Raw genomic sequence first — 20290 nt, 5'->3', positions numbered from 1 at the left:
GACAGGCGACTGTCCCGCACGATGGGAGTGACATGTCACGGGTTCTTCCTGATGACGCAACACCGGTCCACGATCTCATTGGCATCGGCTTCGGACCGTCCAATGTCGCCATGGCGATCGCGCTCAGCGAGCACAACGCGGACGCCGGCCCGCAGGAAGCGCTCACCGCCCGCTTCTTCGAGCAGCAGCCGCGCTTCGGCTGGCACCGCGGCATGCTGATCGACGACGCGACCATGCAGGTGTCCTTCCTCAAGGACCTGGTGACACTCCGGAACCCGGCCAGCGAGTTCAGCTTCCTCTGCTACCTGCAGAGCGAGGGCCGGCTCATCGACTTCATCAACCACAAGAACCTCTTCCCGCTCCGGGTGGAGTTCCACGACTACTTCGAGTGGGCGGCGGCCAAGGTCGACGACCTGGTCTCCTACGGCCACGAGGTGGTCGGCGTCGCACCCGTCGTCCGCGACGGAGCCGTGGACCACCTGGAAGTGACCGTGCGCTCGGGGGAAGGGCTGGAGGTCCACCGGGCCCGCAACCTCGTCGTCGGCACCGGCCTGCGCCCCCTCATGCCCGAGGGCGTCGAGCGCGGCGACCGCGTCTGGCACACCTCCGAACTGCTCGCCAGGGTGGCCGAACTGGAGGGCACCTCCCCCTCGCGCTTCGTCGTCGTCGGCGCCGGCCAGAGCGCCGCCGAGAACGTCGCCCACCTGCACCGCCGCTTTCCCGGCGCCGAGGTCTGCGCGGTCTTCAGCCGCTACGGCTACAGCCCCGCCGACGACAGCGGATTCGCCAACCGGATCTTCGACCCCGCCGCGGTCGATGCGTACTTCGCCGCACCCGGGAGCGTGAAGCGCCGGCTGATGGACTACCACGGCAACACCAACTACTCCGTGGTGGACATCGAACTGATCGACGACCTGTACCGGCGGATGTACCAGGAGAGGGTCCTGGGGACCGAGCGCCTCCGGTTCCTCAACGTGTCCCGGCTCACCGAGGTCAAGGAGACGCGGGACAAGGTCCGGGCCACCGTGACGTCCCTCGTCACCGGCGAGGAGACCCACCTGGACGCGGACGTCGTGGTCTTCGCCACCGGTTACCGCCCGGCCGACCCGCTCGGCCTCCTCGGTGAGGTCGCGGACCGCTGTCTCCGCGACGACGAGGGCCGTGTCCGCGTCGAGCGCGACTACCGCGTCGCGACCGATCCCGGCCTGCGCTGCGGCATCTACCTGCAGGGCGGGACGGAGCACACCCACGGCATCACCTCGTCGCTGCTGTCCAACACCGCCATCAGGGTCGGCGAAATCCTGGAATCGCTCCTCGGCCGGGGCCACAAGGCCGCGTCCGACGAGGCCCGGACGGTCGCCGACGGAACCGGCAGCACCGCGCGTTAAGGTACGTCGCCATGACCACGACCGCGGTTGAGCGCCCCACGCCCGGGGCCACGACGAAGGGCCGCCGCAGGCGGGCCGCGGGGCTGGGCGCGCTCGCCCTGGTGCTCGTGGTCGCGGGAGCGGCGTCCCTGGCCGTCGGTGCGCGCGCGCTGAGCCCCGCCGAGGTGTGGCACGGGCTGTTCGCCGCGTCCGACTCCGACCAACGGCTCACGGAGATACGGCTCATCGTGCGCACCGTGCGGGTGCCCCGCACGGTGCTCGCGATCGTGGCCGGCGTCGCCCTGGGCGTCGGTGGGGCACTGATCCAGGGGTACACGCGCAACCCCATCGCCGACACGGGCCTGCTGGGGGTGAACTCCGGCGCCTCGTTCGCCGTCGTGTCGGGGATCGCCCTGTTCGGCTTCACCGACCCGTTCCAGTACGTCTGGTTCGCCTTCCTCGGGGCGGCGGTCGCGGGTGTCGTCGTGTTCGGGCTGGCGAGCATCGGCCGAGGCGCCGGCAACCCCCTGACGCTCGCCCTGGCCGGCCAGGGCGTCACCGTGTTCCTCGCGGCGATGACCACGGCGGTCGCGCTGACGGACCAGGCTTCGCTGAACGCACTGCGGTTCTGGAACGCGGGCTCGGTGGCCGGCGTCGGATTCGACGTCATCCGGCCGGTGACCGTGTTCGTCGTGGTCGGGCTGCTGCTGGCTCTCGTCACCCTGCCCGGCGTCAACCTGCTCAACCTGGGCGACGACGTGGCACGGGGCCTCGGCGTGAACGTCGCGCTGACCCGGACCGTCGGCATCGTCGCCATCACCCTGCTCGCGGGCGCGGCCACCGCGGCGTGCGGCCCCATCGCCTTCCTCGGCCTCATGGTGGCCCACGTGGCCCGGTACCTGACCGGGCCGGACTACCGCTGGCTGGTGCCGTACGCGGGCCTGCTCGGTGCCCTGGTCCTCCTGGTCTGCGACATCGTGGGGCGGCTGGTGGTACGGCCGTCGGAGCTGGACGCGGGTGTCCTCGTCGCCCTCCTCGGCGCGCCGTTCTTCGCCGCTCTGGTGTGGCTCGGGAAGTTCAAGAACACGTGAACGGGGCGGATGTGCAGCCGAGCGGTGCGGACGTGAAGCCGGACACGGCAGACGTGAAACCGGCGTTGACGCCGGGCGTGCGGCTCGGCCGCGTGTCGTTCGTGTGGCGGCCCTGGACCGCGTGCGTCACGCTGCTGCTGGCGGCGGCGGCCTTCCTGGTGTTCTGCCTGTCCATCGGCGTCGGGGACTTCCCCATCGGCCTGACCCGGGTGGTGGCGACCCTCCTCGGCCGGGGCGAGCAGATGGACGAGTTCGTGATCATGGACCTGCGGTTGCCCCGCGCCCTGGCCGGCCTCGTCGTGGGGATCGCGCTCGGCGTGTCCGGGGCGCTCACCCAGTCCATCGCGCGCAACCCCCTGGCCAGCCCGGACATCCTGGGCATCACCAGCGGCGCGAGCGCGGTCGCGGTGTTCCTGGTGACCGTTTCCGGCGGCGCCGCCGCCGCGGTGGCCGACACCGTGGGCCTGTCCGCGGCGGCACTCGCGGGCGGTCTCGGCACCGGCCTGCTGGTGTACTTCCTGGCCTGGCGCCGGGGGATCGACGGTTTCCGGCTGATCCTCATCGGCATCTCGGTGAGCGCCGCCATGCAGGCGATCACGACCTGGCTGCTGGTCACGGCCGACATCAGGGACGTGGCCCGGGCCCAGGCTTGGCTGGTCGGCTCGCTGGACAACCGGACGTGGGACGAGGTCCGGGTGGCCCTGTGGGGCGCGCTCGTCCTCCTCGCGGTCGTGTCCTGCGTCTCCTTCCAGTTCAAGCCACTCCACTTCGGCGACGAGATCGCCGCGGGCCTCGGCGTCCGCTACTCGGCGGTGCGGGCGGTGCTGCTGCTGTGCGCCGTGCTGCTGGCCGGTGTGGCGGTGAGCGCCGCGGGCCCGGTCCCGTTCGTCGCGCTGGTGGCGCCGCAGGTGGCGATGCGACTGGCGAGGTGCCCGACGCCGCCGATGGTGGCCTCCGGCCTGGTCGGAGCGGTGCTGCTGACCGGCGCCGACCTGGTCGCGCGTACGGCACTGCCCCTCTCGCTCCCGGTCGGCGTGGTCACCGCCGCGATCGGCGGCCCCTTCCTCGTCTATCTGCTGGTGCGGGCGAACCGCAGATAGCTGGTACAAAGTAAGGCAAGCCTAAAAAAAGGGGGGCCCTGTGGTCGTTCAGTCCATCGACGGCGTCCGGACCGGGACCGACGACGTCTCCCGGCTGACAGCCCGGGGCGTCACGGTCGGGTACGGCGCCCGAACCGTCATCGACGAACTCGACGTCGCGATCCCGCCCGGGGTGATCACCACGATCATCGGCCCCAACGGCTGCGGGAAGTCCACGCTCCTGCGGACCCTGTCGCGGCTGCTCAAGCCGACGAGGGGGACGATCGTGCTGGACGGCGAGGACATCGGCGCCCTCAGGACCAGGGACGTGGCGAAGAAGCTCGGTCTGCTGCCGCAGGCGCCCGTCGCGCCGGACGGACTGACGGTGTCGGACCTGGTCGCCAGGGGCCGCCATCCGCACCAGAGCTGGCTGCGGCAGTGGTCGTCGGACGACGCCGCCGTGGTCGAGCGTGCGCTGGCGATGACCGGGGTGGCCGACCTCGCCGACCGCCCGGTCGACTCGCTGTCGGGCGGTCAACGCCAGCGCGTGTGGATATCGATGACCCTGGCCCAGGGCACCGACCTGCTGCTCCTGGACGAGCCGACCACGTACCTGGACCTGGCGCACGCCATCGACGTGCTCGACCTCGTGGACGACCTGCACGAGTCGGGGTGCACCGTGGTCATGGTGCTGCACGACCTCAACCTCGCCACGCGCTACAGCGACAACCTCGTCGTGATGCGCGAGGGTGCGATCCTGGCGCAGGGACACCCGCGCGACGTCATCACCGCCGAGTTGCTGCACGACGCCTTCGGCCTGCGGGCCAAGGTGATCGACGACCCCGTGGGCAACCGGCCCCTGATCGTGCCGATCGGACGCACGCACGCCGAACTCGGCCGTCCGGCAACAGAGTTGTAGCAAGTGAGGGTAGGCTAACCTCACTCGGGCGCGGTAAGGTTTGCTGCCCTTAGACGGGGGCGCAGTGGACAGCGCGACAGCAAGGGATCTGCGGATGCTCTTCCATGGAACGACGCGTACGACGCGTACGACGCCCCGGCGGCGATGGGCGGCCGCCCTGTCCGCCGCCGCCCTCGGCGCCGGGCTCCTCGCGGGATGCGGTTCCGGCTCGAACGACGCGAACGACTCGGCGGACAAGGCGGGCAACGAATCCTCGGCCGCCGCCGGCGCCTTCCCGGTCACCGTGGAGCACGCGTTCGGGACCACCGAGGTCGCCGAGGCTCCCGAGCGGGTCGTGTCCGTCGGCTACACGGACGACCAGACCGTCCTGGCGTTCGGCATCAAGCCGGTCGGCATGGTCGACCAGTACCCGAACCCGGCGGGCCGGAGCCCTGACATCAACACCCAGTGGCCCTGGGTGAAGGAGAAGTGGGGCGACACCAAGCCCGAGGTCGTCATGGAGAACGGCGACTCCGGCCCCAACTTCGAGAAGATCGCCGCTCTGCGGCCGGACCTGATCATCGCGGTCTACTCCGAGATCGACCAGGCCGCCTACGACAAGCTCTCCAGGATCGCCCCGACGGTGGGCCGCACCAAGGCCGAGAAGGAGCCGTTCAGCGCTCCGTGGCAGGACAACGCGCTCCACATCGCCAAGGCGCTCGGCAAGGCCGAGGAGGGCGAGGAGATGGTGGCGGACATCCAGGGCAAGCTCGACGCGGCCAAGAAGGCCCACCCCGAGTTCGCCGGGCAGACCGCAGTGGTGCTGTCCTGGTACAAGGACTCGGTCGCGCCGTTCACCTCCACCGACGTACGCGGACGGCTCGTGACGGGCATCGGCTACACCTACCAGACCGCGATCGACGAGGTCGCGGACGGCAACTTCTACACGACGCTCTCCCCGGAACGCGTCGACCTGGTCGACGTCGACCGCGTCTTCGTCATCAACGACAGGGCCGACACGGACGCCCTGAAGAAGTTCGAGCTGTTCACCAACCTGGACGCCGTGAAGGACGGCAAGGTGTCGTACCTGCTCGACAGCGAGGGCCCGGCGGTCGGCGCGGCGATCTCCCAGGGAACGCTGCTGTCCATGCCGTACGCCATCGACGAACTCGTCAAGTCGGCCGGGTAGGTGTGAGCGGCACCGACACGCGCGTCGCCCCGGCGACCCTGCGTACGGCGACCGGACGCGAGGCCTCGCGGTGGGTGGCGGCGCACTGCCGCGAGGTGCCCTGGCTGACCGCCACCACCGTGCTCACGACGGTGGCCGGCGCGGCGCTCCAGGTGCTCCCGGTGCTGCTGCTCGGCCGGGTGGTCGACGCGGTGGCCGGGGGCGAGTCTCAGTCGGTCCTGGTCACGATCGGGGCCCTGATGGCGGCCGCGGCGCTGCTGGGCGCGGCGGCCACCGCGGTGTCGACCTACCTGATCGGGCGGCTGGGCGCCGACCTGCTCGCCCGCCTGCGGGAAGGCGCCGTCCGGGCGGTGCTGGGGATGCCCAGCGCCCGGGTCGAGCAGGTCGGCCGGGGAGACGTGCTGTCCAGGGTCGGTGACGACGTCGCCGTGATATCCAAGGGAGTCAGGACGGCGGTCCCCACCGTGTTCTCGGCGGGGGTCCTGGTGGTCATCGCCACCGCCGGCATGTTCGGGCTGGACTGGCGCCTCGGTCTGGCGGGCGCCGGCGCGCTGCCCGCGTACGCGCTGGCCCTGCGCTGGTACCTGCCCCGCTCGGCGCCGCTCTACCGGCGGCAGCGGGTGGCGCAGGCCGACCGGGCACAGGCTCTGATCAGCGGACTCAACGGTATCGACACGGTGCGGGCCTACCGGCTGGAGGACGCCTTCCGCGAGAAGGTCACCACCGAGTCCTGGCGGGTGCGCGACCTCGGCATCGAGGTGTTCCGGTTCTTCGGCCGCTTCGTCGGCAGGGAGAACCGCGCCGAGTTCATCGGACTGACCCTGATCCTCGTGGTGGGGTACGCCCTGCTGGAGGCCGGCGCCGCGAGCCTGGGTGAGGTGTCGGCCGCCCCGCTGCTCTTCCACCGGCTGTTCACGCCGCTGGGCGCCATCATGTTCACCTTCGACGAGGCGCAGAAGTCGGGCGCGAGCCTGACCCGGCTGGTCGGGGTGCTGGGAGAGGACGCGGAGGACCGGCTGGTGGGCGACGCCTCCGTCGCGCCGGCCGCGGACGCGCCCTGCCCGGTGACGGTGGAGGGGCTGACGTTCTGCTATCCCGGCAGCGAGGAGCCGGTCCTCAGGGACGTCGACCTGACGATCCCGGCGGGCGGCTCGCTCGCCCTGGTCGGGGCCACGGGTGCGGGCAAGTCGACGCTGGCCGCACTGATCGCGGGCGTCGGCACTCCGCAGGCCGGGTCGGTGCGCATCGGCACGACCGATCTCGCGGGCCTGGACGAGGCCGGGGCGCGGGCCCTGGTGAGCATCCTGACCCAGGAGACGCACGTGTTCTCCGGTCCGCTCGCCGACGACCTGCGGCTGGCCGCGCCCGAGGCGACCGACGCCGCACTCATGGAAGCGGTGCGCACGGTCGGCGCGGACGGGTGGGTCGGTGCGTTGCCCGAGGGACTGGACACCAGGGTCGGCGAGGGCGGTGAGCGCCTCGACGTCACCAAGGTCGCCCAGATCGCCCTGGCCCGGCTGGTGCTGAGCCGGTCCCCGGTGGTGGTCCTGGACGAGTCGACCGCGGAGGCGGGCAGCGAGGGCGCCGCCGAGCTGGAACGGGCCGTGCTGGCCGCCTGCGCGGGCCGGACCACGCTGTTCGTGGCGCACCGGCTGACCCAGGCGATGGCGGCGGACCGGATCGCCGTGCTCGATGCGGGACGCGTCGTGGAACAGGGGACGCACGAGGAGCTGGTGGCGCTGGGCGGCCGGTACGCGCGGCTGTGGCGAGCCTGGCGAGAAGGTAGTTAGCAAGCCCGAGTTCAGTTGGCCTGCCGTCATTCCTTTGAAGGGGCGTTGAGTCTTCGATGCTGGAACCGAGCGCTCATCTCGTACGGCTTTCTCCCGGACACCTGACCGGCATACGCCGGCGCACCGGCGACTTCCCCGACCGGACCATCGCACAGGCGTGCGCCATCGGGCTCGCGTACTGGGCGACGGGCCGAAGCCCCGACGGCCTCGACCTCACCCCCACCACCCTGTTCACCGACGTCCTCGGCTGGGTCGACCACGGCGGTACGGGACACGCCGACGGGCAGGCCGGACCGGACGGGCCCGGCATCCCGCTCCCGGAAGGCGTCGCCCCGGACGACGCGCTCCTCGCACTGGACGACCTGGCCGACTTCCCGGACCGGCCCCTCGGGACCATCGGCCCGTTCAGCGCGGCGGCGCGGCTGCGGGAACTGGCCGAGTGGAACGACACCGGGGCCGACCGGGTCCGCCCGACCCTGGTCGAGATGTTCCGGGAGCAGGCGCGGGCCAGGCCGGACGCCGTCGCCGTGGTCGACGAGCACCGGACCCTGACCTACCGCGAGACCGCCGAGCTGTCCGGCCAGCTGGCGCACCACCTCGTCGAACGCGGACTCGCTCCCGAACAGGTCGTCGGCATCTCACTGGAACGCTCCGCCGACATGGTGATCGGGCTGCTCGGCGTGCTCCAGGCCGGCTGCGCCTTCGTGCCGCTCGATCCGCACTGGCCCGCCGCACGCCGGGCCGTCGTCGTCGAGGACGCCCGCGTCGTGGTCCAGCTCAACGCCTCGGGCGAGCACGACGCCGGGGAGCCGGACGCCGTGGCCGTGAACCTCCGCGACTGGCGGTTCGGTTCCCGGCCGGCCCAGGGGCCCGCAGTCGCCGTCCCCGGCGACTCCCTGGCCTACGTGATCTTCACGTCCGGTTCCACCGGCCGTCCCAAGGGCGCGATGATCCGGCACGAGGCGATCAGCGAGCGGCTGCTGTGGCAGGTCCACGAGATCCTGGGGTTCGGCCACGACGACGCGTCGCTGTTCAAGGCGCCGCTGTCCTTCGACATCTCCGTCAACGAGATCTTCCTGCCCCTGGTGTCCGGCGCCCGGCTGGTGGTCCTGCGCCCCGGCGGCGAACGCGACCCGCACCACCTGCTGAGCGTGATCGCCGAGCAGCGCGTCACCTTCACCTACCTGGTGTCGTCCATGCTGGACGTGCTGCTGGAGATGGCGGGCGACTCCGGCCGCCTCGACAGCCTGCGGCACGTCTGGTGCGGCGGCGAGGTGCTGACACCGGAGCTGTACGAGCGGTTCCGCACCCGGCTCGACATCCCCATGTACCACGGCTACGGCCCCGCGGAGACGACGATCGGCGTCTCGCACGTGATCTACCGGGGTGCGGCGGAACGCCTGTCCACGTCGATCGGCAGGGCCAACCCCAACACCCAGCTGTACGTCCTGGACGACGCACTGCGGCCCGTCCCGGTCGGCGTCGGCGGCGAACTCTACGTCGGAGGGTTCCTCCTGGGGCGCGGCTACGTGAACGCACCTGCCCTGACGGCGTCCCGGTTCGTGGCGAACCCCTTCGCGGACGACGGGTCCCGGCTGTACCGGACCGGTGACCTGGCACGCTTCGCCCCCGACGGGTCCCTGGACTTCCTCGGCCGGGCCGACAACCAGATCAAGATCCGTGGCATGCGGCTGGAGATCGAGGACGTCGAGGTGGGCCTCGCCGAGCACCCCGGGGTGAGGCACACCTGCGTCGTCGCGAGGAAGAACGCCGCCGGCGGCACCTACCTGGTGGGATACGTGATCCCGGCCGCCGGGAACGACGCCCTGCGGGCGGCCGACGTCAAGGCCTGGGCCGCCGCCCACATGGTGGAGTACATGGTGCCCGCCCACATCGTCGTGATGGAGGAGTTCCCGCTCACCGCGAACGGCAAGCTGGACCGCGACGCACTGCCCGAACCCCGGACCGCGGCGGCCTCGATCGTGCCGCCCACCACCGACAACGAGCGCGCGGTGTGCACGGCCGTCGCGACCCTCCTGCGGCTGGAGGACGTCGGAGTCGACCAGGACTTCTTCCAGCTCGGCGGAGACAGCATCCTCGCGATCTCGCTGCTGAGCGCCCTGCGCGACGCTGGCCTTCACGTCACGGCACGGCAGATCCTCACCCACACCACCGTGGGCGCACTGGCGGCGGTGGCGGGCCGCGAGGACACCGCTCCCGTGGACCACCGGGACGTCGCGACCGGCCCCGTCGTCGGATCGCCCATCGTGCAGTGGCTCGGCCGGACCACGGACGCCATCGACGGCTTCGTCCAGTCGGTGGTGCTGAACACCCCCGCGGAACTGACCCCCGACACGCTCGACGAGATCCTCACCGCCGTGGTGGGCCACCACGTGATGCTGCGCGCGGAGCTGGTGCGCGGCGACCGCTGGAGCTTCCACATCCCGGAGGCGAACCGGGCCGCGGCACGGTGGCAGGAGAGCGACCGGCCCCTCGACGAGTGCGTCGCACTCGCCACCGCCGGACTGGACCCGGAGAACGGCGTGATGCTGCGGGCCGTCTGGCGCCGAGCCGCACGCCAACTGGTCGTGACCGTCCACCACCTGGTGGTCGACGGCGTGTCCTGGCGGATCCTGATGGAGGACCTGGCCACGGCGTGGCGGCAGCGGGCCTCGGGCGCGCCGATCGAGCTGCCCGCCGTGGGCACCTCCTTCCGCTGCTGGACCCAGTTGCTGGAGCGCGCGGCCTTCGACGCGGACAGCGCTTTCTACCGGCGCCCCCTGCCGGGCGAGGATCAGCCCCTGGGCAGACGGGCCCTGACCGACGCCGACACCGTGGCACGGGAGCGGACGCGGACCGTGTCGGTCGGTCCCGAGGTCACGGCCGCCCTGCTCGGCGAGACACCCGCGAAGTTCCACGCCGGCGTGGGCGACGTGCTGCTCACCGCACTGGCCGTCGCCCTCGCCCGCCGGCGCCGCGACCTCGGCCAGGACCAGACGTTCGCGCACGTCGAACTCGAAGGCCACGGCCGCGAGGGGCGGTTCGTGGCGCGGTCGGCCGGCTTCGAACCGGACCTGTCGCGGACCGTGGGATGGTTCACCACCCTCTTCCCGGTGACCGTGGACCCCGGCCCGGCCCCCGACCTCACCGCACCCGCCTACCTGGCCGCCGCGCTCAAGGCGGTCAAGGAGGACCTCTCCCGGGTACCGTACAACGGCGTCTCCTACGGCGCCCTGCGCTACCTGAGCCACGCCGAGTTCCCGGCGCCCGCCCCGCAGGTGCTGTTCAACTACCTGGGCCGCTTCGACGCGGGCGCCCCCGGGGACTGGAAACTCGCCGGGCCCACGGGCCAGCTGGGCGAGAAGCGCGACCCCGGGATGCGCCTGCCGCGCGCCCTGGAGTTCAACGCGATCGCCGAGCCCGCCCCGAGCGGCGCCTACGAGCTGGTCACCACCGTCTCCTGGCCCGACGGCGTGTTCACCGACGAGGACGTCGCGACACTCTGCGCCTACTACGAGCAGGCCCTCACCGGACTGGCCGCGCTGGACCGGGGCGGCCACTCGCCCGGCGACTTCCGCCCGCTGCCCCTCACCCAGGCCGACGTCGACGCCCTGGACGGGCCGCACCTGCGGGACATCCTGCCGTTGACCCCGCTGCAGGAGGGCCTGTACTTCCACTCGGTCTACGACGACGACTCGGCGGGCAGCTACGTCGAACAGCAGGTACTGACCCTGGACGGCGAGGTGGACGCCGGCCGGCTCGCGACGGCCGCCACCCGGCTGCTCACGCTCCACCCGAACCTGGCGGCACGGTTCGTGGCCCTCGCCGACGGCCGGGTGGTCTCCGTGCTGGAGGGCGGCGTCGAGGCGCCCTTCACCGTCCTGGACCGCCCCGGCATCACCGACGACGAGATCCGTGCGTACGCCGAGCGGGACCGCCGCACCGGGTTCGACCTGGCCGTCGGCCCGCTGATGCGGTACACGCTCGTCCGCGGCGGGCCCGGCAGGAACGTGCTGGTGCAGACCGTGCACCACATCATCGCCGACGGCTGGTCGGTGACGCCGATGCTCCACACGCTGCTCGCCGAGTACCACGCGCCGGGGACCGTGCATCCGCTCGGCGGCTTCCCCGAGTACGTGCGCCTCCTCGCCGGACGCGACGAGGACGCGAGCGACCGGGTGTGGCGCGCCCAGCTCGCCGGTCTCCCGGGCCCCTCGCTGGTGGCCGAGGGACACACGCCGTCCGACCGCTTCGCCGACACCGCCGTGGAGCCGTCGGACGACACCGACGCGGCCGTCCGGTCGGCCGGCGTGCCGCTGAGCGTGGCCGTGCACAGCGCCTGGGCGGTGACCCTGGGCGGCATCCTGCACGGCAGGGACGTGGTGTTCGGTTCCACGGTGTCCGGGCGCGACGCGGACGTGCCAGGCATCGAGGACATGGTCGGCCTGTTCATCAACACGATCCCGCTGCGCGCCCGATGGACCGATGAGACCACGGCACGCGAGCTGCTCGCCTCGGTCAGGGAGCACCAGAACGCGGTCCTGGCGCACCAGCACGTCTCACTGGCCAGGATCACCCGCCAGGCCGGTACCGGTTCGCTGTTCGACACCCTGGTGGTGTTCGACGTCGCGACCGACGTCGACGGTCTCCGGCGCCCCGGCGACACGCTCGTCGTCACCCGCGTCGCCAACGAGGGCGCCCCGCACTACCCGTTGACGCTGGTCGTGGAACGCACACCCGCCGGACGGCCGCGCTTCCAGCTGATATACGACGGCGCGCTGCTGCGGGAACCGGGCGCCGAGGACATCCTGCGCACCTTCACCCGTATCCTCACCGGCCTGCTCACCCGGCCGGACGCCCCGGTCGGCGACCTGGCGCCCCGGGGGCCCCGGCGTCCCGAGCCGGTCGCCCCGGCAACCCTGGGCGGACTCTTCGACGCCGCCGCCCGCCGCGACCCGGCCGCCACCGCCGTCACCCAGTGCGGCCTCGACGGCGGCACCCGGTCCCTGACCTACGGCGAGCTGGCCCGGCGCAAGACCGGGCTGGCCACGGCCCTGCGGGGGGCGGGGGTCGGGCCGGGCAGGCGGGTCGCCGTCGCCGTCCCGCCCTCCGTCGAGCAGGTCGTCGCCCTCGTCGCGATCGTCAGTGCGGGGGGCGCCTACGTACCGCTGGACCCGGCGTACCCCGACGAACGGCTGCGGTACATCCTCGCCGACGCGGCCCCGCAGGTCGTCCTCGTGGCTCCGGAACACCGCGACCGCTTCACCCGGCTGCTGGCCCGGGCGGACGTGCCGGCGGCCCGCGTGCTGGTACAGGGCGAGGAGCCGCCTCCGGTCACCGGTGCACCCGAGTTCCGGCCCGGCTTCCACGACCCCGCGTACGTGATCTACACCTCCGGCTCGACCGGCAGGCCCAAGGGCGTCGTCGTCCCGCACTCCAGCGTGGTGACGCTGCTCGCCCACACCCGCCCCGCCATGGGCTTCGGCCCGGACGACGTGTGGGTCCAGTTCCACTCCTTCTCCTTCGACTTCGCGGTGTGGGAGCTGTGGGGCGCGCTGGCGCACGGTGGTGAGCTGCTGGTCCCGGAGTACGGGCTGACCCGGTCGCCGGTCGACTTCCACCGGCTGGTCCGCGAGCGCGGCGTGACCGTGCTCAACCAGACGCCGTCGGCGTTCTACCGGTTCGTCGAGGCCGACCGGCAGTGCGGCGAACCGCTCCCCGCACTGCGCCGGATCATCTTCGGCGGCGAGGCGCTGGACCCCGGCCGGCTGCGCGACTGGGTCCGGCGGCACGGCACCGACGCACCCGAGCTGGTCAACATGTACGGCATCACCGAGACCACCGTGCACGTCACCCACCGGGTGCTCACGGCCGAGGACTTCGCGCCCGGCACCGACGTCAGCCCGATCGGCGGTCCGCTCCCCGGCCTGGTCGTCCACCTGCTCGACGACCGGCTCCGGCCGGTGCCGCCCGGCCGGGAGGGCGCCATCTACGTCGCCGGCGACCAGGTGTCCCTCGGCTATCTCGGCCGGCCCGCTCTCACCGCGGGCCGGTTCGTGGCGGACCCGTTCACGGGCGACGGCTCCCGCATGTACCACACGGGCGACCTCGCGCGCCGCACCCTCGACGGCGAGCTGGAGTTCACGGGCCGCGCCGACGACCAGATGCAGCTCAAGGGCTTCCGTATCGAGCCCGGCGAAGTGGAGGCCGCGATCAGGGAACTCGACGGTGTGGTCGACGTGGCCGTGACGGTGGCGGACAGCGGCGACCACCTGGTCGCGCACCTCGTGGGCGAGGCCCCCGCCGATCTCCCCGCCCTCCTGTCCGAGAAACTCCCCGCCCACATGATCCCGGGCCGGACGCTGCCCCTCGACTCCCTGCCGCTGACGGTCAACGGCAAGCTGGACCGCAGAGCCCTGGCCGAGCGCGCCACCGCGGAGCCCGGGGACGCGGTCGCGCAGCCGACGGGAACGACAGGCCCCGGGAGCGACACCCGCCATCCCGCCACCGGTTCCGACGCACCTCCCCTCGCGGCACCTTCCCCCTCCGCCCGGCGCCCGGAGGGCTCCGCGCTCGCCGGTCTGGTCGACATCTACACCGACACGCTGCCCGGCGCCGTCGTGGACGCCGACACCGACTTCTTCCGTGCCGGAGGCGACAGCATCGTCGCCATCACGGTGATCAACCGGGCCAGGGCACTCGGCCTGCCGATCACACCACGGGACGTGTTCCTGCTCAGGACACCGCGCGCCCTCGCCGAGCACCTGTCGACGGGCACCGGGCGGGCCGCGGACGCCCCGCCCGCCCGCCACGAGGACGGCCCGCTGCCGCCGACCCCGATCATCCTGCGCCAACGGGAACTGGGCGGCTCGCTCGCCCGCTTCGCACAGGCCAGGACGGTGGAGGCGCCCGAAGGCACCGGGTTCACCGACGCCGAGCGCGCCGCCCGCGCCGTCGTGGCCGCACACCCGGCTCTCCGCCTGCGGCTGCGCGTGGACCACGGGGTGTGGTCGCTGTACACCGAACCCGCCCGCGAGGTCACCGTCACCCGGACGGACACCACCGACGCGACGGCGGTGGCCGACGAGGCCGCCGGCCGGCTCGACGCCGAGACCGGGCACGTCATCGCGTTCGCCTGGCTGGACACCACCCGGACCCTGGTCGTCACCGCTCACCACCTCGCCGTCGACGCCGTCTCCTGGCTGATCCTGCTGGACGACCTGGCCACCGCCCTGCGCGGGGCGCCCCTGGCACCGCCCACCACGTCCTACGCCGAGTACGCCGAGGCGCTCCTGCACCGTTCCACCCACCCGACCGACGCCCTGGCCCACTGGATCACCACCCTCCAGGCACCCGCCCTGCTCCCCGCCGTCGAGAACCCGCGCGAGACCACGGTCGTGCTCGCACCCGAGGTGAGCGACCTCCTGACGCGTACCGCACCCGCCGCGCTCGGCGTCGGCCTCACCGAGCTGCTGTGCGGCGCCCTGCGCACCGCCCTGACCCGCGTCCAGCCGTCGCCGGCCGACCTCGCGGTCGAGCTGGAACGGCACGGCAGGGTCCCGGCCCTCGACCACCACGACTACACCCGCACGGTCGGCTGGTTCACCGCCATCGCGCCCGTCCGGCTCACCGCGCACACCGACCCCGTGGCGGCGGCGCGCGAGATCGCCGACCGCCAGCCGGACGAACACGCGCACACCGAGTACGGCCGCCTCAGGTACCTCAACCCGCAGACGGCCCCGCTCCTGACGGCCCGCCCGCAGGTGCTGTTCAACTACCTCGGACGGGGCAGCGAGTCCCGGGCACCGCGCCTGACCGGTGGCGACCCGGCAACCCCGTACGCCGTCGAGGTCAACGCCTGGACCGACGACCGCACGGGCAGCCTGCACGCGGCCTTCACCCTCGCCGACGGCATCCCCGACGAGATCACCGGGTACTGGCACGACGCACTGCGGTGCATCGCGGACGCCGCCGCCACGGCCGAGCGCACGGCACCGGTCAGCCCCCTCCAGCGGGGCCTGTTCTTCCAGGCGCAGATGACGGGCCCGGCCGGACACTACGTCGCGCAGAGCTACTTCACCTTCGACCGGCGCCTGGACACCGGCGCGCTGTCCGAGGCGATGGCGTACGTGATCGCCCGGCACCCGGTCGTGGGCGCCGGCTTCACCACCGACTCCGACGGGAACCCCGTCCAGATCCTCGCGGCCCGCCGACGGATCGACGTGCGCACGGTCGCACCGGCGACGGAGGCGGAGGTCGACGCACTGCGGGCACGGGACCGGGACACCGGCTTCGATCCGGGCGAGCCGCCGCTGATCCGGCTGACCGTGGTGCGTCTGCCCGACGACCGCGACGCCCTGCTGCTGAGCTACCACCTGCTGCTGTGGGACGGCTGGTCGCGCGAGATCGTGCTGCGGGACCTGTTCGACGCCTACGAGGCCGTCCTCGCGGGCGAGCCCCCGGCCCCCGACCCGGCCGCCCCGAGCTTCGAGGACCACGCCCGGGCGCTCCGGGCGAGGGACACCGCGGTGTCGGAACGCTTCTGGGCGGAGCACCTGTCCGGCCTCTCCGGCCCGACCCTGCTCGCCGGGCCGGCGCCGTCCCTCTCGGAGGACCTGCCGCGCGCGCTGGTGCACACGCTCTCCGCCGAACACTCCGCACGGCTGCGGGAGGCGGCCAGGTCGCACGGGGTCACGCTGAACTCGCTGCTGACCGGCGCGTTCGGCCTCCTCCTGGGCGCCCGCACCGGCCGCGGCGACGCCGTGTTCGGCGTGACCGTCTCCGGCCGGGAGGGCGCAGGGCTCTCCGGCGTCGTCGGCGTCCTGCTCAACACCGTGCCCCAGTGGACGCGGGCCCGGCCCGGGGACACCGTCCGGGAGTACCTGACGGCCGTACAGGCGGCCCGCGTCGAGGCGATGGAGCACGAGCACCTGGGACTCGGCGAGATCCAGCGGGCCGCCGGGCACGGCACCCTGTTCGACAACCTCTTCGTCCTCCAGAACTTCCTCGACCTGGACGCCTTCGCCGAGATGAACGCCAGGCACGGCATCACCTCGGTGCGGGCCGACGACTCCACCCACTATCCGTTCACCTGGGTCGTCACGCCCGGCGACCGGTTCACCGTGAAACTGGAGTACCGCGACGAGGACACCGGACAGGCCCGACGCCTCCTCGACGACTACCTGCGCGTACTCGACGACCTGGCCGGCTCGACCGGACCGGTCGGCGCGCTGCGAGGCCTCGGCCCGTCGCCCGAACCCGCCGAACGCACCGATGTCGGCACGGACACCGTCGTCGACCGTTTCGACCGGGCCGCGGACAGCGATCCGGAGCGGGTGGCGCTCGTCGCCCACGGCCGGACCATGACCTTCGCCCAGCTGCGGGACCGCAGCCGTACGGTGGCGGGCGTGCTCGCCCGGCGCGGCATCGGCCCGGAGACGGCCGTGGGCCTGGCGATCCCGCGCTCCCTCGACTCGATCGTGGCGCTGTTCGCCGTGCTGCGCACCGGTGCCGCGTACGTACCGCTGGAACTGGACCACCCGGACGAACGGATCGCCGCGATCGTCGCGGACGCCCGCCCGGCGGTGATCCTCACCGTCAGCGAGGTGGCACCCCGGCTCAGCGGCGACCTGATCGAGCTCGACCGTCCGCTGCCCGCGGCCGAGCCGCTCGTGACGTACGCACCCGACGACCCCCACCGGCTCCGGCACCCCGCGTACACGATCTACACCTCGGGATCGACCGGGAAGCCCAAGGGCGTGGTGACCGAGTACGCCGGGCTCACCAACATGCTGATCAGCCATCAGCGCCGCATCTTCGAACCGGTGCTGGCCCGGCACGGCCACCGGGTCTTCCGGATCGCGCACACCGTGTCGTTCGCGTTCGACATGTCGTGGGAGGAACTGCTCTGGCTCGCCGACGGCCACGAGGTGCACATCTGCGACGAGGAACTCCGCCGCGACGCGCCCCGGCTGGTCGAGTACTGCCTCGCGCACGGCATCGACGTCGTCAACGTGACCCCGACCTACGCCCAGCAGCTCCTGGGCGAGGGACTGCTCGACGATCCCGCACGGCGGCCCGCGCTGGTGCTGCTGGGCGGCGAGGCCGTCACCCCGACGCTGTGGCGGCGGCTCGCCGGGACCGGGGGAACGGTCGGCTACAACCTGTACGGACCTACCGAGTACACCATCAACACCCTCGGCGTCGGCACCTTCGAGTGCGAGGACCCGGTGGTGGGGGTGGCGATCGACAACACCGACGTGTACGTGCTGGATCCTTGGCTGCGCCCACTGCCGGACGGCGTCCCCGGAGAGCTGTACGTGTCGGGCGTCGGCATCGCGCGGGGCTACCTCGGTCAGCCCGGCCAGACCGCGCACCGCTTCGTCGCGTGCCCGTTCGGCGAACCCGGCGCACGCATGTACCGCACCGGGGACCTGGTGGCCCGGCGGCCCGACGGCAACCTCCTGTACCTGGGCCGCACCGATCAGCAGGTCAAGATCCGGGGTCACCGGGTCGAACTCGGCGAGGTGGAGGCCGTGTTCGCGGCACACCCGGCGGTGCGGCTCGCCGCCGCGGTCGCGCAGCCCGACCCGCAGGTCGACGGCGCCCACCGGCTGGCCGCCTACCTCGTCCTGGACGGCGCGGACCTGGCGGAGGTGGCCGCCGAGGTGGGCGCCGGACTGCCGGACTTCCTGCGCCCGACGCACTACGCCCAGGTCGACGGCATCCCGCTGACCGTGAACGGAAAGGCCGACACCAAGGCATTGCCGGAGGCCAAGCCGCTGGGCTCGCTGACCACGGCGGGGGAGCGCGGCCCGGCGACCGGGACGGAGACCACGGTGTGCGAGTTCTTTGCCGAGGCACTCGACCTGGACGACGACGAGGTGAGCGCGGTGAGCGACTTCGTGTCCCTCGGGGGGCACTCCATGCTGGCGGTGAGGCTGGCCGGACTGCTCCGCCGCGAGTACGGTCCAGTGATCACCATCCGAGACCTGTTCGCCCTGCGCACCCCGGAAGCGATTGCCCGCCACCTCGATGACCACTCCTGACACGCAGCGGACCCGCCCGGGGTCCGGCATCCTGCGGACCGCACTGCGCCGCAACATCGGCGCCATGGCCTCGGGCACCCTCCTCATGGGCCTGTACCAGGCCGCCGAGACCGCCTTCCCCATCGCGCTCGGCCTGATCGTCGAGCACACCATGCGGGACCGCAGCCTCGGTTCGCTCGGCCTGTCGATCGCCGCGCTGGCCGTGATCATCACGACCGTGTCGCTGTCGTGGCGGTTCGGGATGCGCATCCTGCAGAAGGCCAACACCACCGAGGCGCACCGCTGGCGGGTACGGGTCGCGGGATGCGGACTCCAGCCGGTGGCCGGGAACGTCGACCTCAAGTCCGGTGAGGTGCTGACCATCGCCACCGAGGACGCCGACCAGACCGCCGACATCATCGAGGTGGTGCCGCTGCTGATCAGTTCGCTGGTCGCGGTGCTGATCGCGGCGGTCGCACTGGGCCTGGCCGACATCCGGCTCGGGGCGCTCGTGATCGTGGGCACCGTCGCGATCCTGTCCGTCCTGAGCGTGATGTCCAGGCGGATCGGTTCCAGCACCCGTGAACAGCAGGCCCGGGTGGCGCGGGCCGGCGCGAAGGTCGCCGACCTGATCATCGGCCTGCGGCCGCTGCACGGGTTCGGCGGCAACCACGCCGCGTTCCGCTCCTACCGCGAGGTCAGCACGGAGGCGAAGCACCAGGCGATCACCGTCGCCAGGGTGAACGGAACGTACGCGGGCACCGCGCTGGCCCTCAACGCGGTGCTCGCCGCGGCCGTGACCCTGACGGCCGGCGTGCTGGCGTTCCGGGGGCGGATCACCATCGGCGAACTCGTCATGGCCGTGGGGCTCGCGCAGTTCATCATGGAACCGCTCAAACTGTTCTCCGAGATGCCCAAGTACGTGATGATCGCGCGCGCCTCCGCCGAGCGGATGGCGCTGGTCCTGGCGGCCCCCGCGGTGACGGCCCCCGGGGCGCAGAGCCCGGCGGCCGGTGAGGGCCTGGAGGTCGACTGCGTGCGCCACGGAGCCCTGCGCGAGGTGAAGTTCCAGGTGGCCGCCGGCGAGTTCGTCGCGATCGCCGCCTACCAGCCGCGGGCGGCGGCCGACCTCGCCTCGGTCCTCGCCCTGCACGTCCCGCCCGGTGCCTACCAGGGAGCGGTGCGGGTCGGCGGCCGGGACCTGGCGGACCTGTCCGTCGAGGCGGTCCGCGCACACATGCTGGTGAACCCGTACGACGGGGAGATCTTCGCGGGGACCCTCCGCACCAACATCGACCCCTCCCACACCAGCCGGACGGTCCCGGAGGCCGTCGAGGCGTCCATGCTGACCGACGTCGTCGCCCTGCACCCGGAAGGGCTGGACTACGCCGTCCGCGACCGCGGCGCGAACCTCTCCGGAGGTCAGCGCCAACGCCTGTCCCTGGCCCGGGCCCTCGCGGCCGACACCGACGTCCTGGTCCTGCGCGACCCGACCACGGCCGTGGACGCGGTCACCGAACAGCTGATCGCGCGCAACATCGCGACGCTGCGCCGGGGCCGCACCACCGTCGTGATCACCAGCAGCCCCGCCCTCCTGGACGTGGCCGACCGGGTCCTCGTCCTGGACGACGGCGTCGTCACCGCCGACGACACGCATCGCCACCTCCTCGCCACCGACGAGGACTACTGCCGGGCGGTGGCACGGTGACGCGCGCGTTCCCCGGTCTCGTGAGGCGTGCCACCTGATTCCGTCCGTTCCGGGTGTTTGCGGTGGCGCCGGCGGGAAAGGGGCCCCTGTGATCACCGGTGGCGACAATCCGGTGTACAGCGTGTGAAAGAACCGGAACCA

8 protein-coding genes are annotated in these 20290 nt (G+C 72.6%); all 8 read left to right on the top strand.

The window, feature by feature from the left end:
* Positions 1 to 32: 32 nt before the first annotated feature.
* Positions 33 to 1388 carry a lysine N(6)-hydroxylase/L-ornithine N(5)-oxygenase family protein gene (locus ACVV2G_RS24125; protein WP_453844839.1) on the top strand — a complete coding sequence of 452 codons (1356 nt, stop codon included), beginning with the start codon at positions 33 to 35 and terminating at the stop codon, positions 1386 to 1388.
* Positions 1389 to 1399: 11 nt separating this feature from the next.
* Positions 1400 to 2458, top strand: a complete 1059-nt coding sequence (locus tag ACVV2G_RS24120) for a FecCD family ABC transporter permease (RefSeq protein ID WP_453844838.1) — start codon at positions 1400 to 1402, stop codon at positions 2456 to 2458.
* A gap of 32 nt (positions 2459 to 2490) precedes the next feature.
* Positions 2491 to 3558 carry a FecCD family ABC transporter permease gene (locus tag ACVV2G_RS24115; protein WP_453844837.1) on the top strand — a complete coding sequence of 356 codons (1068 nt, stop codon included), beginning with the start codon at positions 2491 to 2493 and terminating at the stop codon, positions 3556 to 3558.
* A gap of 40 nt (positions 3559 to 3598) precedes the next feature.
* Complete coding sequence (locus ACVV2G_RS24110; protein ID WP_453844836.1) at positions 3599 to 4456, top strand: ABC transporter ATP-binding protein; 858 nt, start codon at positions 3599 to 3601, stop codon at positions 4454 to 4456.
* Between the two features lie 94 nt (positions 4457 to 4550).
* A complete protein-coding gene (locus tag ACVV2G_RS24105) occupies positions 4551 to 5624 on the top strand; it encodes an iron-siderophore ABC transporter substrate-binding protein (RefSeq protein ID WP_453844835.1) in 1074 nt (357 codons plus the stop codon).
* A 2-nt stretch (positions 5625 to 5626) separates the two neighbouring features.
* Positions 5627 to 7414, top strand: a complete 1788-nt coding sequence (locus ACVV2G_RS24100) for an ABC transporter ATP-binding protein (RefSeq protein WP_453844834.1) — start codon at positions 5627 to 5629, stop codon at positions 7412 to 7414.
* A 56-nt stretch (positions 7415 to 7470) separates the two neighbouring features.
* Positions 7471 to 18462: a non-ribosomal peptide synthetase gene (locus tag ACVV2G_RS24095; RefSeq protein ID WP_453844833.1), complete on the top strand. Its 10992-nt coding sequence runs from the start codon at positions 7471 to 7473 to the stop codon at positions 18460 to 18462.
* Positions 18449 to 20149 (top strand): ABC transporter ATP-binding protein, encoded by a 1701-nt coding sequence (locus ACVV2G_RS24090; protein WP_453844832.1) that lies wholly within the window; start codon positions 18449 to 18451, stop codon positions 20147 to 20149. Before ACVV2G_RS24095 ends, ACVV2G_RS24090 begins: the two co-directional genes overlap by 14 nt.
* The last annotated feature ends 141 nt before the right edge of the window (positions 20150 to 20290 follow it).

The sequence above is a fragment of the Streptomyces sp. JK94 genome, from assembly GCF_053613315.1.
This window is presented reverse-complemented; position numbering and strand designations above follow the sequence as displayed.